Origin of the sequence: Micromonospora sp. NPDC000207, from assembly GCF_040300925.1 — a bacterium.
GTDB lineage: Bacteria > Actinomycetota > Actinomycetes > Mycobacteriales > Micromonosporaceae > Micromonospora.
Genome location: NZ_JBEPEQ010000126.1, coordinates 1 through 14,976, shown reverse-complemented (window position 1 = coordinate 14,976; position 14,976 = coordinate 1). Strand labels below are relative to the sequence as shown.

The 14,976-nt window shown below is 70.3% G+C and carries 11 protein-coding genes and 1 pseudogene; 7 read left to right on the top strand and 5 right to left on the bottom strand.

Annotated features, from left to right (window positions below):
* Window positions 1-122: 122 nt before the first annotated feature.
* From ABT336_RS23690 to ABT336_RS23670, 5 genes are all read right to left on the bottom strand, one after another.
* Complete coding sequence (locus tag ABT336_RS23690) at window positions 123-1,640, bottom strand: non-reducing end alpha-L-arabinofuranosidase family hydrolase (protein WP_350899184.1); 1,518 nt, start codon at window positions 1,638-1,640, stop codon at window positions 123-125.
* A gap of 353 nt (window positions 1,641-1,993) precedes the next feature.
* Entirely contained in the window at window positions 1,994-2,785 is a 792-nt protein-coding gene (locus tag ABT336_RS23685) for an ABC transporter ATP-binding protein (protein ID WP_350899182.1), read from the bottom strand.
* A gap of 2 nt (window positions 2,786-2,787) precedes the next feature.
* Window positions 2,788-3,576, bottom strand: coding sequence for an ABC transporter permease (locus ABT336_RS23680; protein ID WP_350899180.1), 789 nt, complete (start codon window positions 3,574-3,576; stop codon window positions 2,788-2,790).
* Between the two features lie 3 nt (window positions 3,577-3,579).
* On the bottom strand, window positions 3,580-4,365 hold the full coding sequence (locus ABT336_RS23675; RefSeq protein ID WP_350899186.1) for an ABC transporter permease: 786 nt from the start codon (window positions 4,363-4,365) through the stop codon (window positions 3,580-3,582).
* Entirely contained in the window at window positions 4,365-5,465 is a 1,101-nt protein-coding gene (locus ABT336_RS23670; RefSeq protein ID WP_350899178.1) for an ABC transporter substrate-binding protein, read from the bottom strand. Before ABT336_RS23670 ends, ABT336_RS23675 begins: the two co-directional genes overlap by 1 nt.
* A gap of 679 nt (window positions 5,466-6,144) precedes the next feature.
* Between ABT336_RS23670 and aceB the strand changes: the two genes are divergently transcribed.
* The 7 genes and pseudogenes from aceB to ABT336_RS23635 form a co-directional block, all read left to right on the top strand.
* Window positions 6,145-7,746: a malate synthase A gene (gene aceB / locus ABT336_RS23665; RefSeq protein WP_350899176.1), complete on the top strand. Its 1,602-nt coding sequence runs from the start codon at window positions 6,145-6,147 to the stop codon at window positions 7,744-7,746.
* 114 nt (window positions 7,747-7,860) lie between these two features.
* Complete coding sequence (locus ABT336_RS23660; protein ID WP_350899174.1) at window positions 7,861-8,853, top strand: TauD/TfdA family dioxygenase; 993 nt, start codon at window positions 7,861-7,863, stop codon at window positions 8,851-8,853.
* A gap of 277 nt (window positions 8,854-9,130) precedes the next feature.
* Window positions 9,131-9,688, top strand: coding sequence for a TetR/AcrR family transcriptional regulator (locus tag ABT336_RS23655; RefSeq protein ID WP_350899172.1), 558 nt, complete (start codon window positions 9,131-9,133; stop codon window positions 9,686-9,688).
* Window positions 9,685-11,244, top strand: coding sequence for an MFS transporter (locus ABT336_RS23650; protein ID WP_350899170.1), 1,560 nt, complete (start codon window positions 9,685-9,687; stop codon window positions 11,242-11,244). Before ABT336_RS23655 ends, ABT336_RS23650 begins: the two co-directional genes overlap by 4 nt.
* A gap of 46 nt (window positions 11,245-11,290) precedes the next feature.
* Window positions 11,291-11,977, top strand: coding sequence for a HEAT repeat domain-containing protein (locus tag ABT336_RS23645; protein ID WP_350899168.1), 687 nt, complete (start codon window positions 11,291-11,293; stop codon window positions 11,975-11,977).
* Window positions 11,971-13,002 (top strand): MerR family transcriptional regulator, encoded by a 1,032-nt coding sequence (locus ABT336_RS23640; protein WP_350899166.1) that lies wholly within the window; start codon window positions 11,971-11,973, stop codon window positions 13,000-13,002. The genes ABT336_RS23645 and ABT336_RS23640 overlap by 7 nt, the downstream gene beginning before the upstream one ends.
* 203 nt (window positions 13,003-13,205) lie before the next feature.
* Window positions 13,206-14,976, top strand: a pseudogene (locus tag ABT336_RS23635) (hypothetical protein); the annotation flags it as partial.

Genomic DNA, 14,976 nt, shown 5'->3' with positions numbered 1-14,976 from the left:
GGTGGGCTCGGTCGTGCACCGAGCCCACCGCCGCCGGGAACCGGCCGGTCCGACCGGGAGCGGAGGGGGAGTTCACCCCGGTCCCGCCCAGGACGGTCAGGAGCTGCCGGACCCCTCGCGCGTCAGCGGCGCAGGGTCAGCAGACCCGGCCGGTAGGGCAGGCGACCGTAGTCGCCGCCGGAGCTGGGGTCACGTCCCTGGTAGAGCAGCTGCAGGTTGCAGGGGTCGACGGTCATGGTCTGGTCGGCGTTGGTGCGGATGAGTTCGCCGTGGCTGATGTCGTTGGTCCAGGTGGCACCGCTGTTGGCCTTGCCGGCGAAGGGGTTGCTCTCGGAGGCGGCCTGCGGGGTCCAGGTACCGCCCAGGCTGGTGGCGGTGAAGGAGCGGAAGTAGCGGCCCTGCGCACCGATGGCCTCGACGAGCATGAGGTACCGGTTCTCGCCCTGGAGCTTGTAGACCTGGACCCCTTCGAACAGGTTGTTCGTGGTGTCGGTCATGATCGTGGTGTAGTTCGAGCCGAAGCTGCCCGGGAAGTTGCCGATGGGCATGCTGGCCCGGTAGATCCGGCCGTTGTCCCCGGCGAAGAACAGGTACATGTTCGTGCCGTCACCGATGAGGGCCTGGTCGATCGGCCCGGTGCCGGAGTTGGAGATGCTTCCGGTGAAGAGGGTCTGCGCCGACGACCACGAGTTCACGTTCGTGGGGTCGCTCGACGTCCGGTAGGAGAAGGCGGGCCCACCCCACTGGTACGCGAGCACCCACGTGTTCTTCGGGGCGAAGTAGAAGAGGCTGGGCGCGACGGCGGCGAACGGCATCTGGTTCTGGCCGGCCGAGCCCATCTCGGACCAGTTCGTGAAGAGGCCGAAGTTCATCGACCCCCAGGTGGTGCCGGTGTCGTGGGTGGTGGCGTAGACAAGCTGCCTGCCGTTGTACGGGGCGTGGGTGAAGTCCTTCAGCGAGACCCATCCCGATCTCGGCTGGGCCAGCGGACCCGTCGAGTTCCAGCGGTACGTCGAGGGCAGCCCGCAGGTGCCGCCGGGTGGGGTCGTCGGCGGGGTGGTGGGGGTGGTCCCACCGTCGACCCGGACGAGTTGCCACTGCTGGTTGGTGCCGTTCCAGTCGTCGTACTGCACGATGTTGGCACCGTCGGCGGTGGAGGCGCCCTGGACCTCGACGGCCCTGTTGCTGTTGCGGTTGATCAGCCGGACGTGGCCGCCGTCCGAGTCCGCGAGGCGGAACTGCTGGTTGGCGCCGTTGCTGTCGGACCACTGGACGATGCCCGCGCCGTTGGCCGTCGACCAGTTGTAGACGTCGAGCACCTTGCCGGACAGGCGTGACTTCAGCCGGTAGTAGCCGCCCCCGGAGTCGACGAACTGCCACTGCTGCTGGTTGCCGTTGTTGCGGGGCCACTGGGTGATCCGCGCACCGTCGGTGGTGGCGAGGTTGTACACGTCCAGCGCCTTGCCGCTGTTGCGGTTGACCAGCACGTACCAGGCGCTGGTGTCGACCGTCGCCGCGGAGGCGGGCGTCGACACCACCGCGACGGCGACCCCACCGGTCAGGACCGTCGCTGCGCCGACGGCCAGGATCCGCGGCAGCCACCCGCGCCGCCGCGATCGCGGTGCGAGTGACGAGAACATCCCTGTAACAGGCATATCTCCTCTTTCTCGATCGAGAGTCGAGCGGTGCGCCCGATGCGGGGCGTGCCGCGAGGGAAGGGCCGGGCGTGAGGGGGGTGCTGTTACCGATCACACGGCGTACGTTTGCCCCGACGCACGCCCGACCCAAGGTCCGACGACACAGGCTTGCCCGGAAAGCCGCAGAAATCGACGTCCTTGACTATCGACTGTGAACGATAACAATCCGTTCGTCAAGTCGTGACCGCAGCGACATCTGCCCGGAACACATGGCGCCTCCCCGTACGCGACGACGCCGAAGGCCGGGCGACACGAGGTGTCGCCCGGCCTTCGGCGCGGTGGTGGTGCAGGGTCGGTCACTGACCCATGACGAGGTCCATCACCTCACTGCGGAGTTTGCCGAACAGCGGTTCCTGCTTGGTGAGGATCTGGTCGCGGTCGCGGGGCAGCTCCACGTCGACGTTCGCCTTCACCGTCGACGGCCCCTTGCTGAGCACCACCACCCGGTCCGAGAGGTAGACCGCCTCGTCGATGTCGTGGGTGATGAACAGGACCGACTTGTTCCACTCCCGCCACACCCGGAGGGTGAGGTCCTCCAGGCTGATCCGGGTCTGCGCGTCGACGGAGGCGAACGGCTCGTCCATCAACAGGATCTTCGGCTTGTTGATCAGCGCCCGCGCGATGGCCACCCGCTGCTGCATGCCGCCCGACAACTGCCACGGGTACTTGCCGATCACCGACCGGGGCAGCCCGACCGCCTCCAGCAGGCTGTCCACCGCACTGGCCACACTGGCGCGGCTCGCCCCGGTCCGCCGCATCGGCAGTCCGATGTTCCGTTCGACGGTGAGCCACGGGAACAGCGACCTGCTGTAGTCCTGGAACACGATCGCCATGTCCTCGGACGGGCCGTCACCGATGGGCGTGCCGAACGTGCGGACCTGGCCGCCGCTGGGTCGTAGCAGTCCGGAGATGCAGTTGAGCAACGTGGTCTTGCCACTGCCCGACGGCCCCACGATGGACACGAACTCACCGGCGTCGACGTGCAGGTCCACCTTCTCGATGGCCAGATGGTCGACTCCGTTGGTGGTGTACGTCTTGGTGAGCCCCTCCACGACCAGCGCGGCCGAATCGGTTCCCGCGTCGCTCATCTCTATCTCCCTACCGTCGGCCGCCCGCGGAGCGCCCATCGCTCGTACAGGCCGAAGAGTGCGTTGAAAAGGATGCCGATCGCGCACGCCATCACCACGCCGGCGAACATCTTGGGGGTGTCGAACCGGTACTGCTGGAGCAGGATCTGGTAGCCGACCCCGGAGGTGGAGGCGTACAGCTCGGAGCTGACCATCAGGACGACGGCGATGCCCAGGCTGACCCGCGCGCCGGTCAGGATGCGCGGCAGTGCCGCGGGGAGCACGACGAACCGGTACCTGTCGACGCGCCGCAGACCGATCGCCCGCGCGCTGTTGAGGGACAGTCGGTCGACCCCGGCCACCCCGTCCATCGCGTTGAAGATGACCGGCCAGATCGAGCCGAACGCGATGACGAAGATCGGCATCCGGTCGTTGATCCCGAGCAGCACGATCGCGATCGGGATGAGCACCACCGCCGGTGTGGCGACGCCGAGCCGGACGATCGGTGCGAACAGCCACTCCAGGCGTCGGCTCCGCCCCAACGCCACTCCGACGACGACACCCACCACCACCGCGAGGGCGTAGCCGATGGCGAGCCGGAACATGCTCGATCCGACGTCCGCGACGAACTCGTCGGAGGCGAAGAGCCGGTGTGCCGGTCCGCTCCACCACAGGTCGAGGAAGGCGCCGGCGACCCGGCTCGGCGGCGGGGTGAACGAGGAGTCCCGCCACCGCAGCAGCACCTCGGCCACGAGCACCAACGCGGCCACGAGCCATACGTAGGAGACAACTCTGACGATGATCCTGCGCACTGTCTACTCCTGTGTCGACGGGCGCCAGCGGATGAGGCGTCGCTCGGTCAGTTGGGCAGCGATGTTGAGCACCATGCCGGTGATGCTCACCGCCAGCACCCCTGCGTAGACGGAGTCGGCCCGTTGCGCCTCCTGGTAGCTGACCAGCACCGTGCCGACGCCGGTGGTGGCCCCGAGCAGCTCCGCGCTCAGGGTCACCACGAACGCGATGCCGGTGGCGACCCGGATGCCGGTCACCACGTACGGCAGGGTGGTCGGCAGGAGCACCCGGCGCATCGTCTCCAGGCGGCCGAACTTCAGCGCCTGGGCGACCTTCAGGGCGAGGGGTTCGACGCTGCGTACGCCGTAGATGGTGTTGACCAGGATGATCCAGAAGACCGAGAAGGTCACCACCGAGATCTTCATCTGCGGGCCCAGGCCGATGAGCACGATCGCCACCGGGATCAGGGTCACGACGGGCATCGCCCGTCCGATGTCGATCACCAGGGAACTGGCCCGGGCCAGCGGCTCGACGTACCCGATCAGCAGTCCCAGCGGGATGCTGATGGCGGCCGCGAGACCGAGGCTGACCGCCCAGGTGGCGAGGGTGTCGAGGTATTCACGGACGAAGTCGGCGTCGTTGAGCAGGCCCCAGAACGCCTGGGCGACAGCGGCCGGGCTCGGCAGCCCGGACGCGGGTACCACCTCGGCCCACACGACGGCGGCCCAGCCGGTGACCAGGAGACCGAGGCCTGCCGCTCCCCAGATCACCGGCTGTCCGCGACGAAGCCCGTTGCGGAGGGCGCCCATCACGCTCGCTCGTAGATCAGGCCGGACGTGTCCACCTTCTGGCTGATCGCACCGAACTCGTACGCGATGTCGGCCATGGTCTGCAACGCCGAGGCGTCCACCTCGCTGGACAGCTCCTCGAACTGGCTGGCCCGGATCGCCTCCACCGTGGTCTTGCCGAACTCGGCGGCCATGGCCTGCCACTCCGCCTCGTTGGCCGGGTCCTTGATCTGGCTGATCGACTCGTCCATGGCGGCCCGGAACTTCTCGATCCGGTCGCCGTTCTCGGCGACGAACTTCTCCGACGCGACGTAGTTGGCGTAGTTGATCCGCCCCTGGACGTCGGCGTACGGCTCACCGAGCCAGACGGCCCCGCCGTTGCGGACGAGGGTCTGTCCGATCGCCCCGCTGGCGTTGATCGCGTCCACCGCGCCGCCCTCCAGGGAGGTGGCCATCTGGGCGCTCGGGATGTTCACGTATTTGATCTTCGTGTCGTCGCAGCCGGCCTTGCGGACGGCGGCGCTGGTGTAGACCTGGCCGGGGCCGTTGAGCTCGGTGACACCGACGGTCTTGCCCACTAGGTCGCAGTAGGCCTTCGCCCCGCTCTTGGTGGAGGCGAACACCCCTCGGCTGCGCTCCGGGTCCGGCGGCGTGGGGTTGAAGTACGCCCCCATCACGATCTTGACCTTCACGCCCTGCGAGGCGGCCACGATGGCACCCCAGCCGCCGGAGAAGGCCAGGTCGACCTGGCCGGAGTCGGCTGCGGCGACAGCCGAGGCGGCGGAGGCGAGGGTGACCGGCTCGACGGCGATGCCGTGCTTGGCGAAGATCCCCTTGTTCAGCGCCCAGACCAGGGCGATCTCGTTGGGGAAGCCGATCTGGGTGACCTTGAGGGGCGGTCCCAACGAGTCGTCGGTGGCCCCGGCCGATCCTCCGTCGGAGAAACAGCCGGAGAGCACGAGCACGCTTGCGGTGGCCAGGGCGACGGCCAGGCGTCCCCGCCTGATCAGTCCGCCGCCGCGACGGCGACGGTACGGGGCACGATCCCGCCTTCGGTCGGTTCCTTCGGCAGCCCGATCTCCCGATGCTGTGTGCGCCTCGGAGTCCACAATGAAAACCATGGGGATGTCCTCCATTGAGTTGACAGGCATCCCGAGCAGGCGGCAGATCCAGCCCGCGCGGAAGTCGTCGACGACGCGGACGTCGGCCGGGCTATCGGCTGACGGTGATCCGCGTGCGGTGACGAGTCACCTGGTGGGTTGTGAGAAGGGTGCGGCGGTGCCCGGTCGGGTCGGCCCGATCGGACCTTCTGGGGGACGCGGGTCAGTGGCGCCAGGACAGTGCGACGGGCAGGGGGTGCCTGCGCCTCGGTCACGGGCACGAGGGGGATTGGCGGCCGTGCCGACGGTTGATCAACGCTTAACAGGTTGGTCGAAATCCTCTGTGCGAGATGCCATCTTGTCAAGTGATGCACCAGCGGGGTTTCCGTCATGGTGCGCGGGCGGTCGGCGACTCGGCTGACCAGCGCAACACCTGCTCCCGCGCGGACGCGCGGGATGCCTCTTTCCGCTGGCGCAGCAAGGCTCCGAACGGCACTTCCCGGCGGTCTTCCGGTGTCGAATTTCGTCCCCTGGTGGCTCTCCCGGGAAGGGTTGACAGCACATCAAGGATGGGTAACTCTGTCGCTATCCGAGATGGCGTCTCTCGTGTTGAAACTGGGCGGCTGGGTCGACGACCCGCACGAGCACCACCGCGACCCGGGACGCAGGAGACTGGCGAACGAACAGTGAGGTTCAGCCCGTGACCAACCCGCAGGACGTTGACGTGAAGATCACCGGCGAGTTCGAGCCGGGGTTCGACCAGATCCTCACCCCGGAGGCGGTGGCGTTCGTCGCCGAACTGCACCGCCGTTTCGGTGCCCGCCGCGACGAACTCATGGCGCTGCGCGTCGCCCGGCAGGCCGAGATCGACGCCGGCAACGGTCTCGACTTCCTGCCCGAGACCGCGCACGTGCGTGAGGGTGACTGGCGTGTCGCACCCCCGGCGCCGGGCCTGGTCGACCGACGGGCCGAGATCACCGGCCCGACCGACCGGAAGATGACGATCAACGCGCTGAACTCCGGTGCCAAGGTCTGGCTGGCCGACTTCGAGGACGCCATCACGCCGACCTGGAGCAACGTCGTCTCCGGGCAGATCAACCTCAGGGACGCACTGGACCGCAACATCGACTTCAGCACCCCCGACGGGAAGTCGTACGCCCTCGGCGAGGAACTGGCCACCATCGTCGTGCGGCCTCGCGGCTGGCACCTGGCCGAGAAGCACTTCCTCGTCGACGGTCAGCCCGTCGCCGGTGCCCTTGTCGACTTCGGGCTCTACTTCTTCCACTGTGCCCAGCGGCAGATCGACGCGGGCAGGGGACCGTACTTCTACCTGCCCAAGCTCGAAAGCCACCTGGAAGCCCGGCTCTGGAACGACATCTTCGTCTGGGCCCAGCAGGAACGCGGCATCCCGCAGGGCACGATCCGGGCCACGGTGCTGATCGAGACCTACCCGGCGGCCTTCGAGATGGAGGAGATCCTCTACGAGCTGCGGGAGCACTCCGCCGGGTTGAACGCCGGCCGGTGGGACTACCTGTTCAGCATCATCAAGAAGTACCGCAACCACGGGGCGGACTTCGTCCTGCCCGACCGCAACTCGGTCACCATGACCGCGCCGTTCATGCAGGCGTACTGCGAACTCCTGGTGCGGACCTGCCACTCACGCGGCGCCCACGCCATCGGCGGCATGGCGGCCTTCATCCCCAGCCGCCGCGACGAACAGGTCAACGCCACCGCCTTCGCGAAGGTCCGGGAGGACAAGACCCGGGAGGCGACGATCGGGTTCGACGGTTCCTGGGTGGCGCACCCGGACCTCGTCCCGCTCTGCCGGGAGGTCTTCGACGGCTTCCTGACCGACAAGCCCAACCAGCTCGACCGCACCCGCGACGACGTCAAGGTCGACGCCGCGGCGCTGCTCGACGTGCGGTCCGCCGGCGGTGAGGTCACCGAGGCGGGGCTGCGCAACAACGTCAGCGCCGCTCTCCAGTACCTGGCGGCCTGGACCGGCGGGCTCGGCGCGGTCGCGATCTTCAACCTCATGGAGGACGCGGCCACCGCGGAGATCGCCCGGTCGCAGGTGTGGCAGTGGGTCCACAACGACATCGCCCTCGCCGACGGGCGCCCGATCACCCGGGACCTGGTCGAGCAGGTCATCGACGAGGAGATCGCCAAGGTCTCCGCCGCCCAGGGGTCGGCGTTCGACGCCGACAGCTACGCCACTGCCCGGGCACTCTTCGTCGAGGTGAGCCTGGCGGACGAGTTCGTCGAGTTCCTCACCCTGCCCGCGTACGAACGGATGCCGTGACGGTTCGCGGCGCACGACGCCCGGGCTTCCCGGCGTCGGGACGGAGAAGTACCCCAGACAACGGAAACGTCTTCACCGGACTGTCCTGAACAGTCACCGAGGAAAGGATCTGGTGTGGTCAAGGTTGTGGGTGGCCCAGCGGCATGGCGTGGGCCGGAGATCGTGGACAGTCCGGACTGGAAGATCGAACTGACCGACGCGCACGTGGCCGAGCTGATGGCGGCGCTGGCGGCGGTGGACCGGCCCGAGGTCGGGTTGCGGGACGTCACGAAGGAGAACTTCGTGCTGCCCACGCTCGCCGCAGTCCTGGAGGGGGTCGTCGACGAGCTGGTCGACGGTCGTGGCTTCGTCCTGGTGCGCGGAGTGCCGGTCGAGCGGCTGACCGAGCGGCAGGCCGAGCTGATGTACTGGGGGATCGGGCTCCACGTCGGCATCCCGATCCACCAGAAGAACGAGGACGACCTGCTCATCCACATCCGGGACCAGGGGGTCGACCGCAACGACCCGCTGGTGCGCGGATTCCAGACCAGCGCCCGGCTCGACTACCACGCCGACTCCTCGGACGTGGTGGGGTTGCTGTGTATCCGTCCGGCCATGTCCGGCGGGGTGAGCACCATCGTCAGCGCGGTCGCCGTCCACGACGAGATCGTGCGTCGCCGCCCCGACCTCGCCGAGGTGTTGTACGAGGACTGGTGGCACGACCGCAAGACCGGCAACGGCCCGGACAGCTTCTTCCAGTGCCCGATCTTCGGTCGCAACGAGGACGGCAAGATGTTCGCCCACTACGGTCGGGCCTACATCGAGTCGGCACCCCGGGGCGAGGGCGTACCCGACCTCACCCCGGCCCAGGTCGAGGCGATGGACCTGCTCGACGAACTGGACAACTCCGACCAGTTCGTGTTGAACATGAACTTCGCCCCCGGCGACATCCAGTTCCTCAACAACTACACGATCATGCACGCGCGGACCGACTACCAGGACCACCCGGAGCCGGAGCGCAAGCGCGACCTGATCCGGCTGTGGCTGGTCATCGACCGTGACCTCGGCCTTCCGCCGGCCTTCGACGCCGGCGGCATCGTCCCCAGGGCGGTCGCCCTGGCGAAGTGACACCAGGCTGAACACCACCACCACCGCAGCAGGGGTAGGGACTCCGACGAGAGTTCCTACCCCTGCTGCGTGTCGGTAGGTCCGGCCCTCGGCGAGCGGTGGGCGAGGCGTCGCTGATTCCTCGGCGTGACCGGTTCCGCACATCGGCGAGGTGATGGGGATCACGGTGCGGGATCGGGCCACTTTTGTTGTACGTTTGTACTTGTACAGACGTACAGGAGAGAGGTGGCAGCATGACGTCGCGAGCCGGCCGGCGACCCGCGCACGGGGACCACCGGTGACCCCCCGGAGGGACCCCGAGGGGCGTCGGCGGGCGATCGTCGAGGTCGCCGCGCAGGAGATGATCGCCAACGGCTACGCGGCGTTGACCCACCGGCGGGTGGCCGCAGCGGCGAACGTGCCGCTGGGCGCCACCACCTACTACTTCGACTCCCTGGACGATCTCCGCGCCGCCGCACTGGAGGTCGTCGCCGAGCAGACCGAACAGGAGCTGCGCCAGCTCGCCCGGGACGTCAGCGACCGGGGCGGGCGGCCGGAGGGGATCGCCGCGATGTTCACCGAGTACCTGAGCGACCGCGAGCGGCTCCAGGCCGAGAACCTGCTCTACTACGCCGGGGTGTACCAGCCCGAGCTGCGTCCGCTCGCCCGACGCTGGGTGCTGGGGGTGGCCGAGATCCTCGGCGACTACACCTCACCCGAGGCCGCCCTGGCCACTTCCGTCTACATGGACGGCGTCATCCTGCACGCCATGCTCAACGACCAGCCCATCGACGAACCGGCGCTGCGGATGGCCATCGCCGCGCTGATGGGCGCCGCCCCGAAGGACGACCAGTGAGTACGCCGCACACCTCCGACGCGCCGGGCGCTGTCGCCGCCGGCCTGTCCGCCCGCCGCCGGTGGGCCGCCCTGTCCGTCCTGGCGGTCAGCCTGCTGGTGGTGGTCATGGACATGACCATCCTCAACGTCGCCCTGCCCGACATCGCCGCGGCGACGTCGCCGACCGCCGCCCAGCAGCTGTGGATCGTCGACGTCTACTCCCTGGTCCTGGCCGGGCTCCTGGTGACAATGAGTACGCTGGGTGACCGGTGGGGCCGCAGGAGGATGCTCCTGCTCGGATTCTCGATCTTCGGCGGGGCCTCCCTGCTCATCCTGGTGGCCGAGTCGGCGTCGGCGGTGATCGCCGTACGGGCCCTGCTCGGCGTCGGCGGAGCGATGATCATGCCGGCCACCCTGTCGATGATCCGTAGCCTCTTCACCGACCCCGCCGAACGGGCCAGGGCCCTGGGCATCTGGGCGGCGGTGGCGTCGCTGGGCGCGGCGGTGGGACCGATCGTGGGCGGCGTACTGCTGGAGAACTTCTCCTGGCACGCGGCGTTCCTGCTGAACGTCCCGTTGATGGCCGCCGCCGTCGTGGCGAGCGTCCTCCTGCTTCCCGAGGCGCGCAACCCGTTCCCCGGCCGGTGGGACGCGCCGGGCACGGTGCTGTCGATCGCCGGGATGGCCGCCCTGGTGTGGAGCATCAAACGGATCACCAAGGAGGGACCGACCGACGTCCTGGGACTGGTGGCGTTGGCGGCGGGTCTGGTCCTGCTGGTCTGGTTCGTGCGGCGGTGCCTGCGCAGCGACTCGCCGCTGCTGCGGGTACGCCTGTTCGCAGTTCCCTCGTTCACCGCCGGGACGTTGGCGGCGCTGTTCACCATGCTGGCCATGGGGTCGGCACTGCTCCTCGCGGCGCAGTGGCTCCAACTGGTGCAGGGGATGTCGCCCCTGCGCGCCGGGATCGGGTTGCTGCCGCTGGCCGTCGCCGCTGCGATCGTCTCCCCGATGGCGCCGGTGCTGGCGCAGCGGATCGGTGCCCGTACCGTCCTGGTGGGCGGGCTGGCGCTCGCGGCCCTGGGTTTCGCGGTCCTGACCCTCGCCCCGGAGCCGCTCACCTACCTCCCGGTCGCGATCTTCCTGGCCCTGCTCGGCGCGGGCATGGGTTCCCTGGCCATCGCCTCGGCGATCATCATGTCCGGGACACCGGCCGAGCACGCGGGAAGCGCCGCCGCGATCGAGGAGACCGCCTACGAGCTGGGTGCCGTCCTGGGCGTGGCTGTCCTGGGCAGCGCGGCGGCGGCCCTCTACCGTGCCGAACTCCCGGCCGCCGACCTCGCCGCCGCCGGTCTGGGGCCCCGCGAGGTGGCGACCGCGCAGGACTCACTGGGCGGGGCGCTGCACGTCCTGGCCGACTTGGGTCCGGCCGGTGCGGCAGCCGCCGCCCAGGCCCAGGCGGCCTTCACCGACGGTCTGGTGCTGGTCGGTGCCCTGGGCGCGGCGATCATGTTGGTCTCGGTGGTCGTGGTCTTCGCCCTCACCCCGAGGAACCTGGACGTGACGAAGGGCCACTGAGCCGTTTGACTTTGACACCGTGACAAGGTCTTCACTGGGTGCGGAGGTGGTTCCCATCGACACGGCCCCTGGCAACCCGCCAGACCCCCGACTGATCCAGGCGTTGCGCGCCGAGGAGTCCTCGACGCGACTGAAGGCCGCCCTGGCGGCCGGTACGCACCCACACCCCGACCTGCTGGAGGCGCTCGTCGCACGGTGTGGGGTGGAGCCGGACTTCTTCGTCCGCGACATGCTCACCTGGGCGTTGACCCGCCTTCCGGCGGCGCTCACGGTGCCCCGGCTGCGGGCCGAACTCGGCCGCGAACCCGCCCAGGCCCGCAGTCAGGCGTTGCACACCCTGTCCAAGATCAGGGACGGGAGCGCGTACCCGGCGATCACCCGTTCCCTGTTGCGTGACCCGGACGACGAGGTGGCCCGTGCCGCCTGGCGGGCCGCCGTCACCCTCGTCCCCGACGGGGAACGGGAGCGGCTGGCGGTGGAGCTGGCCTCGCAGCTCGGTCGGGGCGGACGTACCGTGCGGCTGAGCCTGAGCCGGGCCCTCGTCGACCTCGGGGAGGTGATCGAGCCGGTCCTGCGGGGACGACTCGACGCCGGGGACCCGACGGTGAGTGCCCACGCCCGCGCCACGGAGCTGCTGCTCCACGACCCGGAGGTCGGGTTCGACGAAGCCGTGGCGGAGGCGACGCGGATCGTCGCGCTCGGGCCGGGCCGGGGTGGGGCGCAGGCGTGCTGATCGGTGAGGTGGCGCGACGGTCGGGGGTGAGCACCCGGATGCTGCGGCACTACGACGCGCTCGGGCTGGTGCGCCCGACCGGGCGGACGACTGGTGGTTACCGGGAGTACTCCACCGAGGACATCCGTCGGATCTTCCACGTGGAGAGTCTGCGGTCCCTGGGGCTGTCGCTGCGTCAGATCGGCCGTGCCCTCGCCGATCCCGGGTTCACCCCGTCGGCCCTGTTGGGCGACCTCATCCGGTGGGCCGAGGACCGGCTGGAGCGGGAGCGGGAGCTGCTCGACCGGCTCCGGACCGTCGACGCCTCGGCCCCCTCGGGCTGGCAGGACGTGCTGCGCATCGTCGAACTGATGCACGGGCTCACCGCACCCAGTGCCGCGTCCCGCCAGCGAAGCGTCCTGACCTCGGCCGAGGAGGGGGTTCCCGCCGGGCTGCTGGCCGGGCAGGTCCTCGCCGAGTCCGACCCGCACGTCGCCGGGGCGCTGCGGTGGGCCCTGGCCCGGGCGGGGGACGAGGCGGTGGCGATCGTGGCGGCCGGTGTGTACGCCGAGGACGTCGAGGTCCGTCGCCGTGCCGTGCTGGCGGTCGCCGGGGTGCCCGGCGACGGGGTGACCCCGCCTCTGGTCGACGCCCTCGACGACGCGGACCCGGCGGTGCGCCGGTACGCCGCCGTCGCGGTGGGTGCCCGGGGTGGGACCGCCGCCGTGCCGATCCTCGTCGCCATGGTGGTCGAGGGTACGAACGACGTGGAGGCAGCCGAGACTCTCGGAACGCTGGCGTGGGAATCCCATGATGCGGACGTTGTGATGACCGCGTTGGTCGACGCGCTCGACGCCCACGTCACCGACCCCGAGGTCCGCAGGCGGCTGACCCAGGCGCTCGTCGAGATGCCGGGCACCGTCGCCCGGGACGTCCTGCGTAGATTGGCCGACGACGATGACCGGGCCGTCGCCCTCATCGCGTCGACCCAGGTGGCGAGGCTCGACGACCGTTCCCACCGGGACCCCGGTGACGCGGTGCCGTGAATGCTCCCACCCGCCCGGGCGTCGGCATCGTGAGGTGACCGGCCGACCGCAGCCCACCAGGCGGGACCCGCACCGGTCAGCCACCTGTCGGTCATTCGGACACGTCTGTCCACCTTGTGGTGGACCGGCCTGTCATGTCCTGGCCGACAGGAGATACCTTTCCATCCTGCGCCCACGGCAGCGGTCTCCACGGAAGGAATCCGATGGCTCCTGATCATCGACGCCCGGCCCGCGCCGACGAGGACCAGACGGGTGAGCCGGTCCGGTCCACGCCACCGCGTCCCCGACTGCGGCACGCCGACCCCGCCTGGCACCGTCGGCTCGGCTCCGCCCTGAACTGGGTGGGGGACCGGGTAGCCGTCGTCGGTGCGGACCCGGCCGGTGCGGTGGCCGCCGGGGCGGCCGGACTGCCGACCGAGCCGGGGGTCGTCACTGTGGTCAGCCCCCTCACCCGTGACGACGACTGGTCGGTAGTGGAGATGGTCCTGCCGATCGCGGTGCCCCCGGGCAGTCGGGCCCGTCTCGCGGTGGCCGACGCGGCGGGGAGGAAGCTCGCCGGTCGGCTCGCGCGGGAGTTGACGGCCACCGTCGACGCCCCGCAGGGGGATCTGCTGCTGGTCCCCGGCGGGTCGCTGTTCGCAGTGGACGGGTGGTGGCGACACACCGTCGACGGTGCGACCGCCGAGGTCGGCCGCCGCTGCCCACTACCGGACTGGGAGGGTGACCTCGACGCCCTCTGCGCCGACCCCGGCGACTCCCCCGAACTGACACTGGTTCCGGTTCCGGCGGGGATCTGGGCCTACCCCGCGCAGGGCGAGGCGTCGGCTCCGGAGTTGGACGACCCGGCCTACGACATCCCGATGGACGTCGCAGGCCCGGTGCTGGTGGTCGGTCGGCCCGGTCACCCCGAACCGACGGTGGCGGCGGTCGCCGCGCTGTTGGACCGGATCCCGCCGTCGGTGCGTCAGCGTCTGGTCCTGGTCCCGTACGGCGCTGCCACGGCGATGGTGGAGGCGGGGGCGGCGCTGGCCCGGGAGGCGGGGCACGAGGTGCACCTGCGCACCGGGCTGCCCGCGCTCACCCCCGACGGGCGGGCGGCCAGCCGGGTGGTCGACGGCACCGGGGTGGGAGCCGGTCTCGGGACCGGTCTGGTCCTGCCGCCGGTCGGACCGGCCAGCCCGACCGGACCGGTCCGGGGCCTGGACGGGTATCCCGTCGTCGAGGAGTACGTCTTCCGGCTCTCCGAACACTGGGTCGCCGAGGTGACGCAGTCCGGGCTGTGGGTGCGCCGGGCCGGACAGGAGACCGGGGCTCGGGTGGTACGCGGACACCGGTGGACCTTCGGTCGGGTGCGGATCTTCGTCGGCGTACCCGGGCAGCCCCCCGGCCACGACGTCCTGCCGGTCCTCGGGGCGCTGCTGGCCCGGATGCCTGCCGAGACGCGACGGCTGGTCGACCTCGTTCCCGACGAGGTGGCGGTCGCCGCTCCGACCGGCGACGACGCGTCGTCGGGGTCGACGGCGGACGAGGCGGGGCCGGTGGTCCAGCGCTCGACGGTGCTGGGCCGGGTGTCGGCCACCGCGGCGCGGTCCCGGTCGGTCCCGAGTTCACTGCTGTCGCAGCCGGTGTCGGTGCCCACCGGCGACGCGCCGGAGGGGCACGGGCCGGCACCCGTTGCCGCGCCCGTCGCGGCGACCGTACCGGCGGGTCCGGTCGACGTCGACGAATCCGTGACGGCGGCGGAGGGTGCGCTGCCTGAGGACGCCCACGACCCGCAGCCGACGGCCACCGCGCCCGCCGGGGCCACGCTGTCGGCACTGCCCGACGACGCCACCGCACCGCTGCAGACCATCACCGCCGTCCCGGGTGTTCCGACCCCGCCCGCTCCGACTCCGTCGCCCGCTGCGGCGTCGAGGTACCCGTCCGTCGCCCCGATTCCCGTGGCTGCGAAGCGTCCGCGCCGGGAGCCGGCCG